Here is a 16189-nt window from a genome sequence, read left to right as displayed (position 1 = left end):
CCTCCGCCGTCCACCGCCCGCTGCTACTTCTGCGTCACCCGCGCGATCGACTCCAGCACCTCCCGCGGGTTCCCGTCGGGCGTCACGGCTCCGCCGATGCGCTTGCGGACGGTCGCGGCGACCTCGGACCAGTTCGTCTCCGCGACGGGGTAGAGGCGGAGGTTCTGGAGGGTGTCGAGGCCGCTCCACAGAGCCCGGTGGGCCTTGTCCGCGCGCATCGCGTCGGCGGCGGAGGTGGTGACGGGGAGCAGTTCGTACTGGGCGGCCTGCTCGGTCACGTACTTGTCGGTGTAGAGGAAGTCGAGGAACTTCCCGATGGCGGCGCGGTGGTCGTCGTTGCGGAAGGCGACGACCCAGTCCGCGGTGCCCATCGTGGGGGTCTCCTTGCCGTCGCGGCTCGGCAGCGGCACCGCGCCGTAGGGCACGGAGTCGGAGGAGTCCGCGATCTGGCGGATCAGTGACAGCGGAGCGTTGACCATGGCGGCGTCACCGGTGAGGAAGGCGTCGACGGCCTCGCCGCGGTTCAGTTCGCCGGGCGCGACCGGGCCGGTGAGGCCCTCGCCGACCAGGTTCTCCTTCAGCCAGGTCAGCGTCGCCACATTGGCGGGGGAGGCGATGTCGTAGCGGTTCGTGGAGTCGGTGTAGCCGCCGTCACCGGCCAGCAGCCACATCAGGGTCTCGGCCTCCGCCTCCTCCGGTCCGAGCGGTACGGCGATCGGGTACTTCACCCCTTGCGCCTTCAACACCTGTGCCGCCGACTGGAGTTGGTCCCAGGTCTTCGGCGGCTTCAGGCCCGCCCGCGCGAACAGGTCCTTGTTGTAGTAGAGCAGGCGGGTGCTCGCGGTGAACGGCAGTCCGTACTGCGCCCGGTCCATCTCCCCGGCGTTCGCGAGGCTGCGGACGAACGAGGCCTGGGCCTGGACCGACAGCACCTCGTCCGCGCTGTAGAGCAGGTCCCGCGCGGCGTACTCGGAGTAGCTGTCCGTCTGCACGATGTCGGGCGCCTCGCCCCGCTTGACCAGCTTCGCGACCTTCTCCTCGACCTCGTCCGGGCCGTAGACCCGCACGTCCACGTCGATGCCGGGGTGTTCGGCGCCGAACGCCAGGGTGACCCGGTCCCAGTAGCCCTCGGAGTTCTTGCGCACGCTGTCGCCGTAGTTGGTCGCGACGACGGTCAGGGAGACCGTCCTCGACTCGGCGTCCGCGCCGCCGCCGCAGCCGGACAGCACGGCCGCCAGCCCCAGCGCGGTCGTGACCGCCACGATCGTCCGGGCGTTGTGGCGCACGGTCCACCCACCTCCAGCTCTCGGCCGCACCCGGGACAGGCGGGTACGGAGTTGCGACGGGGCTTGATCGTAGGGTGCGCACCGGTGCGCAGGGCACCGCGGGTGTTGCGTTCCGGTTCCGACGGCGTGACGGAGTGGCGTCATGACCGGCGACGCGACCGGGCGTCGTGACCGTGACGCGGCACCGCCGACAGGAAGTACGGAACCGGCATCCCCGTCGTTCAGCCGACCGGCCGCACCGTCACCATCCCCCCGACAGGGCGACGCCCCCGACAGGCCCACTACGGGCTCTGTCGGGGGCGTCGCCCCATGGGGTCTGTCAGGTGGGGTCCGTCAGGGGGTGGTCCGGCTCACCCCACCTGGTTGTAGACCGCGCCGGCCGCGGGCCACCCCTGGGGCTCCTCCAGGGGCTCCGGCTGGGTGCGGCCGCGTACCTGGGCGGCGGTGAGGCCCTGGGCCGCGCCCATGGTGCGGCGGTTCTGGGCGGCGGTCGCGAGGCCGGGCATCCCCGTCTGGGCGACGGGCTGCAGACCGGGCATGCCGGTCTGGGCGACGGGCTGCAGACCGGGCATGCCGGTCTGGGCGACGGGCTGCAGACCCGGGACCGGCATGGCGGCGGCCGGGGCGGCGGGCATCGGGGCCTGAGCGGGAACCGGCATCGGCATCGGGGCCGGAGCGGGCGCCGGGGCCGGGAACTGCATCGGCGCGGCGGGAGCCGGAGCGGGAGCGGGAGCCGGAGCGGGGGCGGCGAACTGCATGGACGCGGCGGCGGGAACGGGCGTCGGGGCGGGAGCGGGAGCGGGCGCTGGCGCCGGCGCCGGCGCCGGCGCGGGGGAGGCGAACTGCATGGAGGACGCGGGCGCCGGGGCCGGCATGCTCATGGCCTGCGCGGCGAGGTTGTGCATGCCAGTGCCGTTCGTCTCGCTCATCAGCCGGTCCACGGCCGCCGTACCCGAGCTGTAGCTGGTCCCGGTGCCCAGCTCGGGTACGGCGGCTCCCCTCCTGGACCCGTAGAGAACCGACTCCAGGCCGGACACCAGGCGACGCACGTCCACCTGGGGCCGGACCACGAGTCGCAGGAAGCGACTGGACGAGCCGACCTTGTTGCCGCACTCGCGGACCAGGATCCGGTGCTCGGTGAGGAGCCGGTCGCGGACCACGGTGCCCTCGGCGCCCACGGGCAGGCGCACGAAGAGGAAGTTCCCCTGCGACGGGTAGACCGTCAGCCCGGGGAGGGCGGAGAGCTGGCGGGCCATGTCCAGCCGGTCGCGGCGGACCTGGTGCAGGCTCTCCATGTACTCGGCACCGTGGTTCTTCAGCATGAACACCACGTGCTCGGCGAAGGAGTTGAGGTTCCACTTCGGCAGCATCGAGCGGACCTTGCCGGCGAGTGCCGGGTTGGCGACCAGGTAGCCGAAGCGGATGCCGTGCAGGCCGAAGTTCTTGCCGAGGCTGCGCAGCACGACCACGTTGGGCCGCATGACCGCGTCCTGGACCGTGGACGGCTCGTTCTCGGCGTCGGCGAACTCCAGGAACGACTCGTCGATGACGATCAGGTCGAGGTCGGCCATCGCGTCCATGAACTGCACCAGCGCGTGCCGGTGCAGGAAACCGCCGTCGGGGTTGTTCGGGTTGCAGATGACGGCGACCCGGGTGCCGCGGGCCCGGATGAACTCGGCGTACTGCGCGAGGTCCAGGGCGAAGCCGCTGGACTCCTGCAGCGGGAACATGTCGACCCGCTTGCCGGTCTCCATCGGCTGGTCGGTCCAGCGGCCGAAGGTGGGGACGGGGACGGCGAGGGACTCACGGACCATCAGATGGTCGAGCCAGGTGATGAGTTCGGTCGAACCGTTGCCCATCGCCACGCACTGCGGCGGGAGTTGGAGCAGGTTGCACAGCTCGGCCGTGATGGTGTCGGCGCTGCTCGGGTAGTACGTGATGATGTCGCGCAGCCTGCCCGCCATGTCGTCGAACATGGCGGGAGTGGGGAAGTAGGGGTTGCACGGGATACAGAAGTCCACCGGCCCCGTCCCGTCGCCGCCCTCACGCGTCAGCGCAGCCATCGAGGGGCTGTGCGCCGCGGTGCTGCGGAACAACGACGTGACGTTGTCGGACATGGAACCTCCGTAGGGGGCGGGCCCGTTGGGGACGACCGGGCCCGACGACTAAGGGCGGCCCGTGCGGGGGAGCACGGGCCGCCCCTACATACGGAGGCCGGGACGGCTGCGTTCAGCCGCCGAGATCTCGGTAAGAATATGTGAGGTGTCTGTGAAGAATCGTGGCGGGGTCGTCGGCAGGCGGGCCCTCGGCGGGCGGACCGCCGTCAGCCGAACGCGTGGACGGTCGTGGACCGGTAGGTCTCCCCGGGGCGCAGCACCGTCGACGGGTACGACGGCTGGTTGGGCGAGTCGGGGAAGTGCTGGGTCTCCAGACACAGGGCGTCCCCCTGCCGGTAGATCCTCCCGGAGCCTCCCACGAGCGTGCCGTCCAGGAAGTTCCCGGAGTAGAACTGCAGCCCCGGTTCGGTCGTCGAGATCCGCAGGGTGCGGCCGGACGCCGGGTCCGTGAGGGTGGCGGCCCACTGCGGCTCGGTGGTGACCCCTTTGTCCAGGACCCAGTTGTGGTCGAACCCCTTGGCGTGGAGCAGCTGCGGATCGGCCTCGCGGAGGTCGTCGCCGACCGCCTTGCCCGTGCGGAAGTCGAAGGGGGTGCCCGCGACCGGGGCCGGTTCGCCGGTGGGGATCAGCCCGGGGCCGACCGGGGTGTAGTGGGCGGCGGCGATCGTCAGCTCGTGGTCGAGGACCGAGCCGCTGCCCTCGCCCGCGAGGTTCCAGTAGACGTGGTTCGTGAGGTTGACGACCGTGGTCCGGTCGGTGGTGGCCTCGTAGTCGATCCGCCACTCGCCCCGCTCGGTGAGGGTGTAGGTCACCTTCACGTCGAGGGTGCCCGGGTAGCCCATCTCGCCGTCGGCGCTCGTGCGGGTCAGGCGCAGCCCCACGTCGGTGCCGTCCGTGAACGGCTCGACGTCCCACACGGCCCGGTCGAAGCCGTCCGTCCCGCCGTGCAGACTGTTCTCGCCGTCGTTCGCGGGGAGTTCGTACGTCTCGCCGTCCAGCGTGAAGCGGCCCGCGCCGATCCGGTTGCCGTACCGGCCGATCAGTGCGCCGAAGTAGGGCGACCCGGCGGCGTAGTCCTCCACGGTGCCGAGGTTCAGGGAGATGTTCGCGTACCGGCCGTCGCGGTCCGGGGTCTCCAACGACTGCACGATCCCGCCGTACGACAGGACCTTCAGCCGGGTGCCGCCGTTCTCCAGCGACCAGCGGTGGATCTCGGTGCCGTCGGAGAGCTTGCCGAAGAGTTCCTTCACGGGTGACGTCCCGCCTTTCTCCCATGGGAAAGGGGCCCCGCCGCTTCGGCGAGGCCCCCTTGCGGTGCGGTCAGTTGCCGCCCTTGCGCTTGTTCCACACATCGAAGCCGACGGCCGCCAGCAGGACGAGGCCCTTGATGACCTGCTGCCAGTCGGTGCCGATGCCGACGAGGTTCATACCGTTGTTGAGGACACCGAGGACGACACCACCGATGATCGCACCGAGGACGGTGCCGACGCCGCCGCTCATCGACGCGCCGCCGATGAACGAGGCCGCGATGGCCTCCAGCTCGAAGTTGAGGCCCGCCTTCGGGGACGCCGCGTTGAAGCGGGCGGCGAAGACCAGACCGGCCAGCGCGGCCATCATGCCCATGTTCAGGAAGATCAGGAAGGTGACCTTCTTGTCCTTCACACCGGACAGCTTGGCGGCGGGCAGGTTGCCGCCGATGGCGTAGATGTGACGGCCGATGATCGCGTTGCGCATCACGTAACCGAAGCCGACGACCAGCGCGCCGAGGATCAGCAGGACGATCGGGGCGCCCTTGTAGCTGGCGAGCAGCATGGTGACGGTGAGCAGGGCCGCGGAGATCGCGACGAGCTTGAGGACGAACAGGTTCATCGGCGGCACGTCGAGCGCGAACTCCTGCTGCCGGCGCCGGTCGCGGAACTCCTGGAGGACCACGAAGGCGATGACGGCGAAGCCCAGCAGCAGCGTCAGGTTGTGGTAGTTGGTCTCCGGGCCGACCTCGGGGAGGAAGCCGTTGGCGACCTTCTGCAGGCCCTCCGGGAACGGGCCGAGGGTCTGTCCCTTGAGGAAGATCTCGGTGAGACCGCGGAAGACGAGCATGCCCGCGAGGGTCACGATGAACGACGGTATGCCGAGATACGCGATGAAGAAGCCCTGCGCGGCACCCGCCGCGGCGCCCACGGCCAGACACAGCAGCACGGCCAGCGGCCACGGCAGGTCGTTGTCGACCATGAACACGGCCGCCATCGAGCCGATGAACGCGGTCAGGGAGCCCACGGACAGGTCGATGTGGCCCGCGATGATGACCAGCATCATGCCGATCGCGAGGATCAGGATGTAGCTGTTCTGCAGCACCAGGTTCGACACGTTGCGCGGCAGCAGCAGGTCGCCGTCGGTCCACACGGCGAACAGCGCCACGATCAGGCCGAGGGCGATCAGCATGCCGTACTGCCGCATGTTGCGGCGCATGCCGTCCAGTACCAGCTGGAGCAGGCCGCCGCCCGCCGCCGTCCCGCTTCTGCCGGGCGGCGCGGGGGCCGGGCTCTTGGCGGTCACATCCGTGCTCATCGGGTTACCTCTTTGTCCTTCGTCATCTGACGCATCAGCGATTCCTGCGTGGCCTCGGCACGCGAGAACTCACCCGTCAGCCGTCCTGCGGCCATCGTGTAGATGCGGTCGCACATTCCGAGCAGTTCCGGCAGCTCGGAGGAGATGAAGACGACCGCCTTGCCCTCGGCCGCCAGCTTGTCGATGACCGTGTAGATCTCGTACTTGGCGCCCACGTCGATCCCGCGGGTCGGCTCGTCCAGGATCAGCACATCGGGACCCGCGAAGATCCACTTGCTGAGGACGACCTTCTGCTGGTTGCCGCCGGAGAGCTTGCCCACCGGTTCGAAGACGGTCGGCGCCTTGATGTTCATGGAGGTGCGGAAGCGCTCGGCGACCTTCCGCTCCTCGTGCTCGTCGACCACGCCGGCCTTGGCGACCTTGCCCAGCGCACTGAGCGAGATGTTGCGGTTGATGGTGTCGATGAGGTTGAGGCCGTAGTGCTTGCGGTCCTCGGTGACGTAGGCGATGCCGTTGTCGACCGCCTCGGGGACGGTCCGGGTACGGATCGGCTTGCCGTCCTTGAGGACCGTGCCGCCGCTGTGGCGGCCGTAGGTGCGGCCGAAGACACTCATCGCCAGTTCGGTACGGCCCGCGCCCATGAGGCCGGCGATACCGACGATCTCACCGCGCCGCACCTGGATGGACACGTCGTCGACGACCTTGCGCTGCTGGTCGATCGGGTGGTGCACGGTCCAGTTGCGGATCTCCAGAGCGGGCGAGGCGCCCTGCTCCGGCTCGTGCGGGGTGCGCTCCGGGAAGCGGTGCTCCAGGTCGCGCCCCACCATGCCGCTGATGATCCGGTCCTCGGTGGTCTCCGCGGCCTTCACGTCGAGGGTCTCGATGGTCTGGCCGTCGCGGATGATCGTCACCGAGTCGGCGACCTTGCGGATCTCGTTCAGCTTGTGGGAGATGATGATCGAGGTGATGCCCTGCTTCTTCAACTCCAGGATGAGATCCAGGAGTTTGTCGCTGTCCTCGTCGTTCAGGGCGGCCGTCGGCTCGTCCAGGATGAGGAGCTTCACCTTCTTGGAGAGCGCCTTGGCGATCTCCACGAGCTGCTGCTTGCCCACGCCGATGTCGGCGACGCGGGTGTCCGGGTGGTCGGAGAGCCCCACCCTGCGCAGCAGTTCGGTGCCGTGCCGCAGCGTCTCCCGCCAGTCGATGAACCCGCCCTTGGCGTGCTCGTTGCCGAGGAAGATGTTCTCCGCGAGGGAGAGGTACGGCGACAGCGCCAGCTCCTGGTGGATGATGACGATGCCGCGCTGCTCGCTGGCCCTGATGTCCTTGAACTCGCAGGGCTCACCCTCGAAGAGGATGTCGCCCTCGTAGCTGCCGTGCGGGTGGACGCCGGAGAGGACCTTCATGAGGGTCGACTTGCCGGCGCCGTTCTCGCCGCAGATGGCATGGACCTCGCCCTGCTGGACGGTCAGTGTGACGTCCGACAGCGCTTTGACGCCGGGAAAGGTCTTGACGATCGAGCGCATTTCCAGGACGGGTCCCGCCATGGTCGTGCCTTCCAATCAGTGGTCGGTCGGGGAGCCGTCGTACTACTTGAGGTCGCTCTCCTTGATGTAGCCGGAGTCGACGACGGTCTCCTTGTAGTTCGCCTTGTCGACGCTGACCGGCTCCAGCAGGTAGGCGGGGACGACCTTCGAGCCGTTGTCGTAGGTCTTGGTGTCGTTGACCTCGGGCTTCTTGTCGTTCAGCAGCGCGTCGACCATGTTCGAGGCGACCTTGGCCAGCTCACGGGTGTCCTTGTAGACGGTCATCGACTGGTCACCGGCGATGATCGACTTCACCGAGGCGACCTCGGCGTCCTGGCCCGTGACGATCGGCAGCGGCTTGCTCTTGGAGCCGTAGTCGTCCGACTTCAGCGCGGACAGGATGCCGATGGAGATGCCGTCGTACGGGGAGAGGACGGCGTCCACGCGGTCGCTCTTGTACGCCGAGGTCAGGATGTCGTCCATGCGCTTCTGGGCGGTGCCGCCGTCCCAGCGCAGGGTGGTGACCTGGTTGAGCTGGGTCTGGCCGGACTTGACGACGAGCTGCTTCTTGTCGATGTAGGGCTGCAGGACGTTCATGGCGCCCTGGAAGAAGTAGCGGGTGTTGTTGTCGTCGTTGGAGCCGGCGAACAGCTCGACGTTGAACGGGCCCTTCTTGGAGCCGTCCTTGAGGCCCAGCTTCTCGACGATGTAGCCGCCCTGGAGCTCGCCGACCTTCTCGTTGTCGAAGGAGGCGTAGTAGTCCACGTTCTTCGTGCCGAGGATCAGGCGGTCGTAGGAGATGACCGGGATGTCGGCGTCGGCGGCCTGCTGCAGCACGTTGTTCATCGACTTGTTGTCGATGGCGGCGACGATGAGGGCCTTCACACCCTGCGTGATCAGGTTCTCGATCTGGCCGACCTGCTGGTCCGGGTCGTCCTCGCCGTAGACCAGCTTGGTCTTGTAGCCCATCTTCTCGAGGTTGGTCACGACGTTCTTGCCGTCGGCGATCCAGCGCTCGGAGGACTTGGTCGGCATCGCGATGCCGATGGTGGCGCCCTCGGTGCTGCCGCCCTTGTCCTCGCTGCCACCCTCACCGCTCTGACCACAGGCGGTCAGGGTGAGGGCGAGGGAGGCGGTGGAGGCTATGGCGGCGAGTGCGGCTCGGCGAGTGCGCATGATCATCATCCTTGATGTCTTGAAGGCTCTGTACGTTCTGGCGGGGACGGCACTTCATGAGCCGAAAGGAGCCAGAGGAGATGTGGGGGATTCTGTGTGACTGCGTCTTCTTCTGTGAAGCCCGTTGTCCGCTTCGTTATGAGGGATTTCCGAACCGCTTCAGATCTCCGGGCAAACGGGTACCGAGCGGCGCCATGTCGCCGTCCGCTCCGTGCCGCGCGAGGAGGTCCAGGGCCAGTCGGCCGCGCCGTACGCGTTCCTTCGCCGTGGACAGGGTGAGGTCCCGCATGTGGTGCCCGTAGGGGTAGATCCCGGGGGCCTTCGACAGGCCGAACTTCAGATAGATCGGTGCGCCGCGCCGGATCAGCTCGGCGACCTCGTACATCCTCACATAGCCGCCGAGGTCGTCGGGTGCCTCGATGTACATGTCCATCGGAGCGCCCGACACCCGCCGGATCTCGGTGAGGTGATCGAGCGTCAGATCGCTGGGCACGTTGATCGAGTCGCCGCCCAGGTTCTCGTACACGGCGTACGCGGTCGGGTTGACCGGGCCGATCAGCGCCGACACCTTGAAGGTCGTGTCGACCGGGATGATCCCCTCCAGCCGCGCCCGGTGCAGCGTCCACAGCACACCCTCGTCGGCGACGAGCAGGCACTTCACACCCAGCTCGGTCGCGCGCACGGCGTCCTCGACGCACCCGGCGACCGCGTCGTGGCCCCGGGCCCGCAGACCGGCGCCCTTGGAGTCGGTGCGGGTGGAGCCGCCGATGTCCCAGGTGCCGCGGGGGCCGGTGAACAGGCAGAGCTCGATGTCACGCTCGGCCGTCGCCTCCACCATCTCGGTGATCTCGGCGTCGGTGAGCATCCACACGCCGCTGCCCTGGCTGATCCGGTGGATCGGCACGTCGAGCCGCGAGGCCTCCTTGAGGACCACGCCGAGCGCCTCGGGCCCCTCCACGGAGGGCACCTCGGTGCGCCAGCGGCCACCGCCGGGGAAGGAGTGCGGGGAGGCGTCGGAAGGGTCGAGGGCGGGTGCGTTCAGCCCGAGGGCGGCGAGGGCCTGCTCGCCGGGTCGGCGCGGCGCCGGAGCGGTGGTGTCGGTCACAAGCTGTCCTTCTGGCTGCGTGGGATTCGGTATTTCGGACAAGGTTCGCGGCTCTCGGTGCACAAAAACATCGTGGGAGTGCGCCGGTACGAGGTCGTCAGGTACCCCGTACCGGCGCACGGCTCAGGGGTGTGTCATGGCCGCAGCAGGACCTTTCCGACGGTCGGGTCACCGGACCCCACCAGCTCGATGGCCTGCGAGAACTGCTCCAGGGGCAGCTCGTGCGTGACGAGCGGCAGCGGGTCCAGCAGCCCGGCTCCGAAGACCCGCACGGTGTGCGCCCAGGCGTCCGGCGCCGCGCCGAACACCGTGTGCACCTCCAGCTGCCTCACGACCAGGTCGGTCGGGTCGAGCCCGTCCGCGCCCGCCGCCGGGATGCCCGTCAGGACCAGCCGCCCGCCGCGCCGCAGCAGGGCGGCGGCCGTGGTCGCCGCGTCCGCGGACCCGGCGGTCTCGATGACGACGTCGAAGTCGCCCGGCAGCTCCTGGTCCTTGGTGCGGAAGTCCGTGGCGCCGAACCGCTTCGACAGCTCCGCCCGGTCCGGCCGGGTGCCCACGACGAGCAGCTCGGCCGGGGACGCCGCCTTCAGGAACTGAACGGCGAACATGCCGAGCGTTCCCGTGCCCACCACGGCCACCCGCTCGCCCGGGACGGCGTTCGCCTTGAGCGCGGCGGCCGCGATGCACGCGGCCGGCTCCAGCAGCGCCGCCGCCGACAGATCCGCGTCGTCCGGGAGAACGTGCAGCAGACGCGCGGGCAGGGTCAGGGTCGTGGCCATCGCGCCGGGCTGGGTGAACCCGGTCTCCTCGTACCCCGCCGAGCACAGCGTGGTCTCGCCCGCGTGGCAGCGGTCGCACACCTGGCAGTTCCGGAAGCCCTCGCCCACGACCTTGCGGCCTACAAGGCTTGAAGGGACACCGTCACCGACGGCCGTGACCGTCCCGGACCACTCGTGGCCCGGCGTGAGCGGGTAACGGACGTACCCCTCCGGCCGGTTGCCCTGGAAGACCTCGCGGTCGCTGCCGCAGATCCCGGAGGCGTGCACCCGCACGAGAGCCTCGCCGGCCGCCGGCTGCCGGGGCTCGTGCGGCACCAGCCGGTGCTCGCCCGGTGCCTCGATGACGACGGCTGCCGGGGAGCCGGCGTCGGCCGCGTCGGGCGTGGCGGTCACTCGCTGCCCTTGGGCTTGCGCTGCTCCCAGCCCTCGGCCCACAGGTCGAAGCGGGCCTGCTGCTGCGGGAACTCCGCCGCCGCGTCCACATCGAGCTCGACGCCGAGGCCGGGCTTGTCGGACAGGTGGAAGTAGCCGTCCACGACCTCCGGGGCCCCGGAGACGACCTTCTTGATCTCCGCGTCCGCGAAGTCGTTGAAGTGCTCCAGGATCTTGAAGTTCGGGGAGGTGAAGCCGACCTGGAGCGAGGCCGCGGTCAGCACCGGGCCGCCCACGTTGTGCGGCGCCACCAGCGTGTAGTGGGTCTCGGCGGTGGCGGCCAGCTTGCGGGTCTCCCAGATGCCGCCGATGTGGCCGACGTCGGGCTGGATGATGTCCACGGCCTGGCTCTCGAAGAGCTCCCGGAACTCGATCCGGTCGTGGATGCGCTCACCCGTGGCCACCGGGATGTCGACCTTGGCGGCGACCTTCTCCAGCGCCTTCAGGTTCTCCGGCGGGCACGGCTCCTCCAGCCACGCGGGCTTGAAGGGCGCCAGGTCCTTGGCGAGACGGACGGCGGTGGAGGGCGAGAACCGGCCGTGCATCTCCAGCATCAGCTCGGCGTCCGGGCCGATGGCGTCGCGTACGGCCTCGATCAGCGAGACGGCGTACAGGCTCTGCTCGTGGTCCAGCTCGAAGTGGCCGGTGCCGAAGGGGTCGATCTTGAGCGCCTTGTAGCCGCGCTCCATGACGCCCTGCGCCGCCTTGTGGTAAGCCTCGGGCGTGCGCTCGGTCGTGTACCAGCCGTTGGCGTACGCCTTGACCTTGTCGGTGACCTTGCCGCCGAGCAGCTGCCAGACCGGCACGCCGAGGGCCTTGCCCTTGATGTCCCAGCAGGCCATCTCGATGACGGCGATGCCCGACATCACGATCTCGCCGGCCCGGCCGTAGTCGCCGTACTTCATCCGCTTGACGAGGTCCTCGACAGCGAACGGGTCCGAGCCGAGAATGTGGTTGGTCTTCGCCTCGTGCAGATAGCCGAGCAGCGCGTCGGTGTGGCCCAGCATGCGGGTCTCGCCGACGCCGGTGAGCCCCTCGTCGGTGTGCACCTGTACGTAGGTCAGGTTCCGCCACGGCGTCCCGACCACGTGCGTGCTGATTCCCGTGATGCGCACGGTACTCCCTGTCCTTTGTGGTCTGTGTCTGTTCGAAATTTCGTCGCTCGTTCGAAATGCTGGTCGCGACAGTAAGGACGACCCGGTCTGGGTGTCAATGGGGTGAACCCACAACGGTTGCGTGTCGAGGGGCCCGAGGATCCGGACGGCGGGCGGACGGCCCCGGCCGTCCGCCTCCGGCGTGCCTGGTCCACGAGGTTCCTACACAACTTTCACGGGCCCACCCGGGAACGTCACCGCTGCGGAACATAATCTTCCGGCGTCATGGATTACTGCCACCCGTGCCAACGGCACCTCAATGGCGCCTTCTCCTGCTCGGGGTGCGGCGCGTCGGCCGAAGAGTGCCGCACCCACCCGGACGCCCTGTCCGCCGGGGACGGCACGGCCGCGGACCAACACGAGACTTCCTTCGCGCACGGGGCCCCCTTCGTGGACGAGACCCCCCTCGGGCACGCGCCCGCCTCGGAGGCCGCTCCGGCGAGTCCCGGCGGACGCCGGTGCCGGTCCCGGGGCCGCGGTGTGCGGGCCGACGAGAGTGCCCCGGCCGTGGAGGAGCACGCCGACGGCGGCGCCGCGTTCGGGGAGGCTGCCGAGAGCGGCACCGCGGAGCCCGGCGGCCGCCGGTCCCGCTCCCGGGGCCGCGGTGCGCGGGCCGGGCGGGAAGCTCCTGCCGTGGACCGACTCGACGGCGACGCGCCCGAGTTCGGGCCGGACGGCGCGGGTGACGCCCCGGAGGGCGGCTCGCGTCGGGGACGGTCCCGGGGTCGCGGTCGCGGCGCACGGGCCGGACGGCGGGACCGCAAGGCCGCCGCGCACCGGCGGCGGCGCCGGCGGGTGCTGATCGCCGGGGTCGGTCTGCTGCTCGCCGCCGGCGGGCTGAGCCTCGCCGAACTCGGCATGGAGGCACCGCCGAGGGAGCCGCGTGCGGCCTCCGTCGACGACGTCTCCGACGCCTCCCCGGCGGCCTCGGCGGACGGCGCCGCGAAGGCCGGGGGCGGCGCGGGGGACGGGCCGGCCGACGCGGCGAAGGACAGGAAGAAGCCGGACAAGTCGGCCTCCCCGTCCGCCTCCGAGTCCGGGCGATCCGTGGACGAGGACGCCGATGAGAACGGCGACCGCCCCGAGGACCGGTCGGCGTCCAAGGCGACGGCGAACCCCGCCCCCTCGGTCGCGAAGCCGGCCCCGGGCCCCGCGGAGACCGATGAGCCGACCGATGAGCCGACCGCGGACGAACCCGCCCCGCAGCCCAGTCCTTCGGCGACCTGCAAGCAATTCCTGTGGTGGTGCTCGTAGGAAGAACGGGCAGGTCAGAGCCCCCGGAGCGGAGACCGTGCCGGGGGCTGCGGCATGCTCCGGCCGCCCCCTGCCCCACTCCTCCCGGCCGCCGCGTTATCCAACCGTGACGCCTTCCCTGGCGCATCCCTCTTGACCGCCATGAATTGTTAGCGCTCACAATGACGTCCGCATTCACCAGTCGACGCCCCAGGGCATCCGAGGAGGTACGAGCGTCGTGCCGGCACCGTCCCCACTCGCACCACCGGCGGCCGACCTGGGGTTTTCAGGGACCCCGGCGTGATGCCGACGGCGCGGAACCATCCGCCCGCCGCACAGGGCCCGTCCGAGGCGCGGGAACCGTCGCCGCCACCGGACTTACCCGCAGTACCGAACCACCCGCAGCACAGGACCTGTCCACCGTCGACCGCCGAGGAGGTGCGGCCGTGACCCACTCGCAGCTCAGGCCGCCCACCATGGCCGACGTGGCGCGCCAGGCGGGTGTCTCGCACCAGACCGTCTCCCGGGTCCTGGGGGACCACCCCAACGTCCGGGACGAGACCCGGACCAGGGTGCAGCGCGCGATCGAGGAGATGGGCTACCGTCGCAACTCCTCCGCACGGGCCCTGGTGACCCGGCGCACCCAGACGCTGGGCGTGGTCGCCTCCAACACCACGCTCTACGGGCCGGCCAGCACGCTGTTCGCGCTGGAGGAGGCGGCCCTGGCCGAGGGGTACCTCGTCTCGACGGTCAGTCTGCGCGAGCTGACCGTGGAGACGCTCTCCGAAGCCGTCGACCGCCTCAGCGACGGCGGCGTGGACGGAGTGATCGCTCTCGCCCCGCAGCGGTCGGCGGTCGCGGCCCTGGCCGAACTGCGGCTCCCCTTCCCGGTGGTGGCCGTGGGCACCGGCTCCGGCTCGGAGGTCCCCAGCGTCAACGTGGACCAGGAGCTGGGCGCGCGGCTGGCCACCGGCCATCTGCTCGCCGCGGGGCACCGCAAGGTCTGGCACCTCGCCGGACCCGAGGACTGGCAGGAGGCGGCGGACCGGACGGTCGGCTGGCGGGCCGCCCTCGAAGAGGCGGGCATCGAACCGCCGCAGCCGTTGCGCGGGGACTGGAGCCCGCTGTCGGGCTACCGGGCGGGCCAGGAACTGGCCGGCTGGGTGGGCCGGGGGCTGACCGCGGTCTTCGTCGCCAACGACCAGATGGCGCTGGGGGTGTTGCGCGCGCTGCGGGAGGCGGGCGTACGCACGCCCCAGGACGTGGCGGTGGTCGGCTTCGACGACATCCCGGAGTCGGAGTTCTTCGCCCCACCGCTCACCACCGTCCGGCAGGACTTCACGACGGTGGGCCGGCGGAGCATCGCCCTGCTGCTCGACCTGATCGAGGGCCGGTCCTCCGCCGGACGGTCCAGGATCGCCATCGAACCGCAGCTCGTCGTCCGCGCCAGCACCTTCCCGTACCTGCCCGCGGGGGCGGGCACTCCGCCCGGCTGACGCGGCACCGAACAACCGAACGCTTTTCATCCATCAGTGTGGCCGACATTTCGAACAATGATCGACAGGTTGGACGCAGTGCGGCCGGTCCACCACGAGTACCAACGGTCCTTCCCGGACCGGCTCTTCAAAGGAGAAGACATGCTCAACAGAAGAAACTTCCTCACCGCGGCGGTCGGCGTGGTGGCCGCGACGGGTCTGACGGCCTGCGCCAAGGAGGACAGCTCCACCGGTGACTCCGGCTCGAGCGGTGGCGGCAGCAAGAAGATCACCCTCGGCTTCTCCCAGGTCGGCTCCGAGAGCGGCTGGCGCAGCGCCAACACCGACTCGGTGAAGTCGGCGGCCAAGGAGGCGGGTTACAAGCTCCAGTTCTCCGACGCGCAGCAGAAGCAGGAGAACCAGATCTCCGCGATCCGCAGCTTCATCACCCAGGGCGTGGACGTCATCGCCTTCTCCCCGGTGGTCGTCACCGGCTGGGACGCGGTGCTGAAGGAGGCCAAGGCCAAGAAGATCCCGGTCGTCCTGACCGACCGCTCCGTCGAGACCTCCGACGAGTCCCTGTTCGTCACCCTGGTCGGCTCCGACTTCACCGACGAGGGCCGCCGCGCCGCCAAGATCCTGGAGAAGGTCCTGGAGAAGGCCGGCCACAAGGGCAAGGTGAAGATCGCCCAGCTGGAGGGCACCACCGGTGCCGCCCCCGCGATCGAGCGCGCCAAGGGCTTCAAGGAGGTCATGGACGCCGAGCACAAGGACGACTGGGAGATCGTCGTCAGCCAGACCGGTGAGTTCACCCGCGCCGGCGGCAAGCAGGTCATGGCGGCCTTCCTGCAGTCCAACCCGGACATCGACGTGCTGTTCGCGCACAACGACGACATGGGCATCGGTGCCATCCAGGCCATCGAGGCGGCCGGCAAGAAGCCCGGCAAGGACATCCTGATCGTCACGGTCGACGGCGTGAAGGACGGCTTCATCGCCATGTCCGAGGGCAAGATCAACGCCATCGTCGAGTGCAACCCGCTGCTCGGCCCCCAGCTGATGGAGGTCGTGGAGAAGGTCAAGAACGGCGAGAAGGTCGATCGCTGGATCAAGACCAAGGAGAGCGACTTCATGCAGGACCAGGCCAAGGACGCCCTCCCCACCCGCAAGTACTGACCGCACCCACCGGCAGGGAGCCTCCGGCCGACCGACATCCCGGTCGGCCGGGCCCCCTGAGGGCCTGCGGCGACGCGATCGCATGAGGCGCGCGGCCGTGACCGCGCCCCGTGTGCGGGCTCCCGGCCCGAAGGTCACGGGCCGGCGCGGACCGCCCCCCTTCCGGGG

General features: G+C 69.9%; 12 protein-coding genes. 3 read left to right on the top strand and 9 right to left on the bottom strand.

Going from position 1 to position 16189, the window contains the following annotated elements:
• Positions 1-23 precede the first annotated feature (23 nt).
• The 9 genes from ACFU5F_RS19490 to ACFU5F_RS19450 all read right to left on the bottom strand — a co-directional run bounded on the left by ACFU5F_RS19490 (position 24) and on the right by ACFU5F_RS19450 (position 12101).
• Positions 24-1286: an ABC transporter substrate-binding protein gene (locus ACFU5F_RS19490; protein ID WP_383888559.1), complete on the bottom strand. Its 1263-nt coding sequence runs from the start codon at positions 1284-1286 to the stop codon at positions 24-26.
• A gap of 350 nt (positions 1287-1636) precedes the next feature.
• Positions 1637-3403, bottom strand: a complete 1767-nt coding sequence (locus ACFU5F_RS19485) for a pyridoxal phosphate-dependent aminotransferase (protein ID WP_383888556.1) — start codon at positions 3401-3403, stop codon at positions 1637-1639.
• Positions 3404-3609: 206 nt separating this feature from the next.
• On the bottom strand, positions 3610-4755 hold the full coding sequence (locus ACFU5F_RS19480; protein WP_383888553.1) for an aldose epimerase family protein: 1146 nt from the start codon (positions 4753-4755) through the stop codon (positions 3610-3612).
• Positions 4724-5968: a multiple monosaccharide ABC transporter permease gene (gene mmsB, locus ACFU5F_RS19475; protein ID WP_383888550.1), complete on the bottom strand. Its 1245-nt coding sequence runs from the start codon at positions 5966-5968 to the stop codon at positions 4724-4726. The genes ACFU5F_RS19480 and mmsB overlap by 32 nt, the downstream gene beginning before the upstream one ends.
• Positions 5965-7515: a multiple monosaccharide ABC transporter ATP-binding protein gene (gene mmsA / locus ACFU5F_RS19470; protein WP_383888547.1), complete on the bottom strand. Its 1551-nt coding sequence runs from the start codon at positions 7513-7515 to the stop codon at positions 5965-5967. The genes mmsB and mmsA overlap by 4 nt, the downstream gene beginning before the upstream one ends.
• Positions 7516-7557: 42 nt before the next feature.
• The gene (chvE, locus tag ACFU5F_RS19465) at positions 7558-8670 is read right to left on the bottom strand and encodes a multiple monosaccharide ABC transporter substrate-binding protein (protein WP_383888544.1); all 1113 of its coding nucleotides are present in this window, start codon (positions 8668-8670) and stop codon (positions 7558-7560) included.
• A gap of 136 nt (positions 8671-8806) precedes the next feature.
• Complete coding sequence (locus tag ACFU5F_RS19460) at positions 8807-9775, bottom strand: hypothetical protein (protein WP_383888541.1); 969 nt, start codon at positions 9773-9775, stop codon at positions 8807-8809.
• Between the two features lie 134 nt (positions 9776-9909).
• Positions 9910-10947, bottom strand: a complete 1038-nt coding sequence (locus ACFU5F_RS19455; RefSeq protein WP_383888538.1) for a zinc-binding dehydrogenase — start codon at positions 10945-10947, stop codon at positions 9910-9912.
• Positions 10944-12101: a mandelate racemase/muconate lactonizing enzyme family protein gene (locus ACFU5F_RS19450; RefSeq protein WP_037725160.1), complete on the bottom strand. Its 1158-nt coding sequence runs from the start codon at positions 12099-12101 to the stop codon at positions 10944-10946. The genes ACFU5F_RS19455 and ACFU5F_RS19450 overlap by 4 nt, the downstream gene beginning before the upstream one ends.
• A gap of 429 nt (positions 12102-12530) precedes the next feature.
• Here ACFU5F_RS19450 and ACFU5F_RS19445 point away from each other — a divergent pair, with 429 nt between their 5' ends.
• The 3 genes from ACFU5F_RS19445 to ACFU5F_RS19435 all read left to right on the top strand — a co-directional run bounded on the left by ACFU5F_RS19445 (position 12531) and on the right by ACFU5F_RS19435 (position 16021).
• On the top strand, positions 12531-13394 hold the full coding sequence (locus ACFU5F_RS19445) for a hypothetical protein (RefSeq protein ID WP_383888534.1): 864 nt from the start codon (positions 12531-12533) through the stop codon (positions 13392-13394).
• 425 nt (positions 13395-13819) lie between these two features.
• Positions 13820-14869 carry a LacI family DNA-binding transcriptional regulator gene (locus tag ACFU5F_RS19440; protein WP_383888531.1) on the top strand — a complete coding sequence of 350 codons (1050 nt, stop codon included), beginning with the start codon at positions 13820-13822 and terminating at the stop codon, positions 14867-14869.
• Positions 14870-15010: 141 nt separating this feature from the next.
• Positions 15011-16021 carry a substrate-binding domain-containing protein gene (locus tag ACFU5F_RS19435; protein WP_383888528.1) on the top strand — a complete coding sequence of 337 codons (1011 nt, stop codon included), beginning with the start codon at positions 15011-15013 and terminating at the stop codon, positions 16019-16021.
• Positions 16022-16189: the final 168 nt, after the last annotated feature.

This window comes from Streptomyces sp. NPDC057438 (genome assembly GCF_042802995.1).
GTDB lineage: Bacteria > Actinomycetota > Actinomycetes > Streptomycetales > Streptomycetaceae > Streptomyces.
Note: the sequence above shows the minus strand (reverse complement) of the source record. Positions and strands in the feature narration are given on the sequence as shown.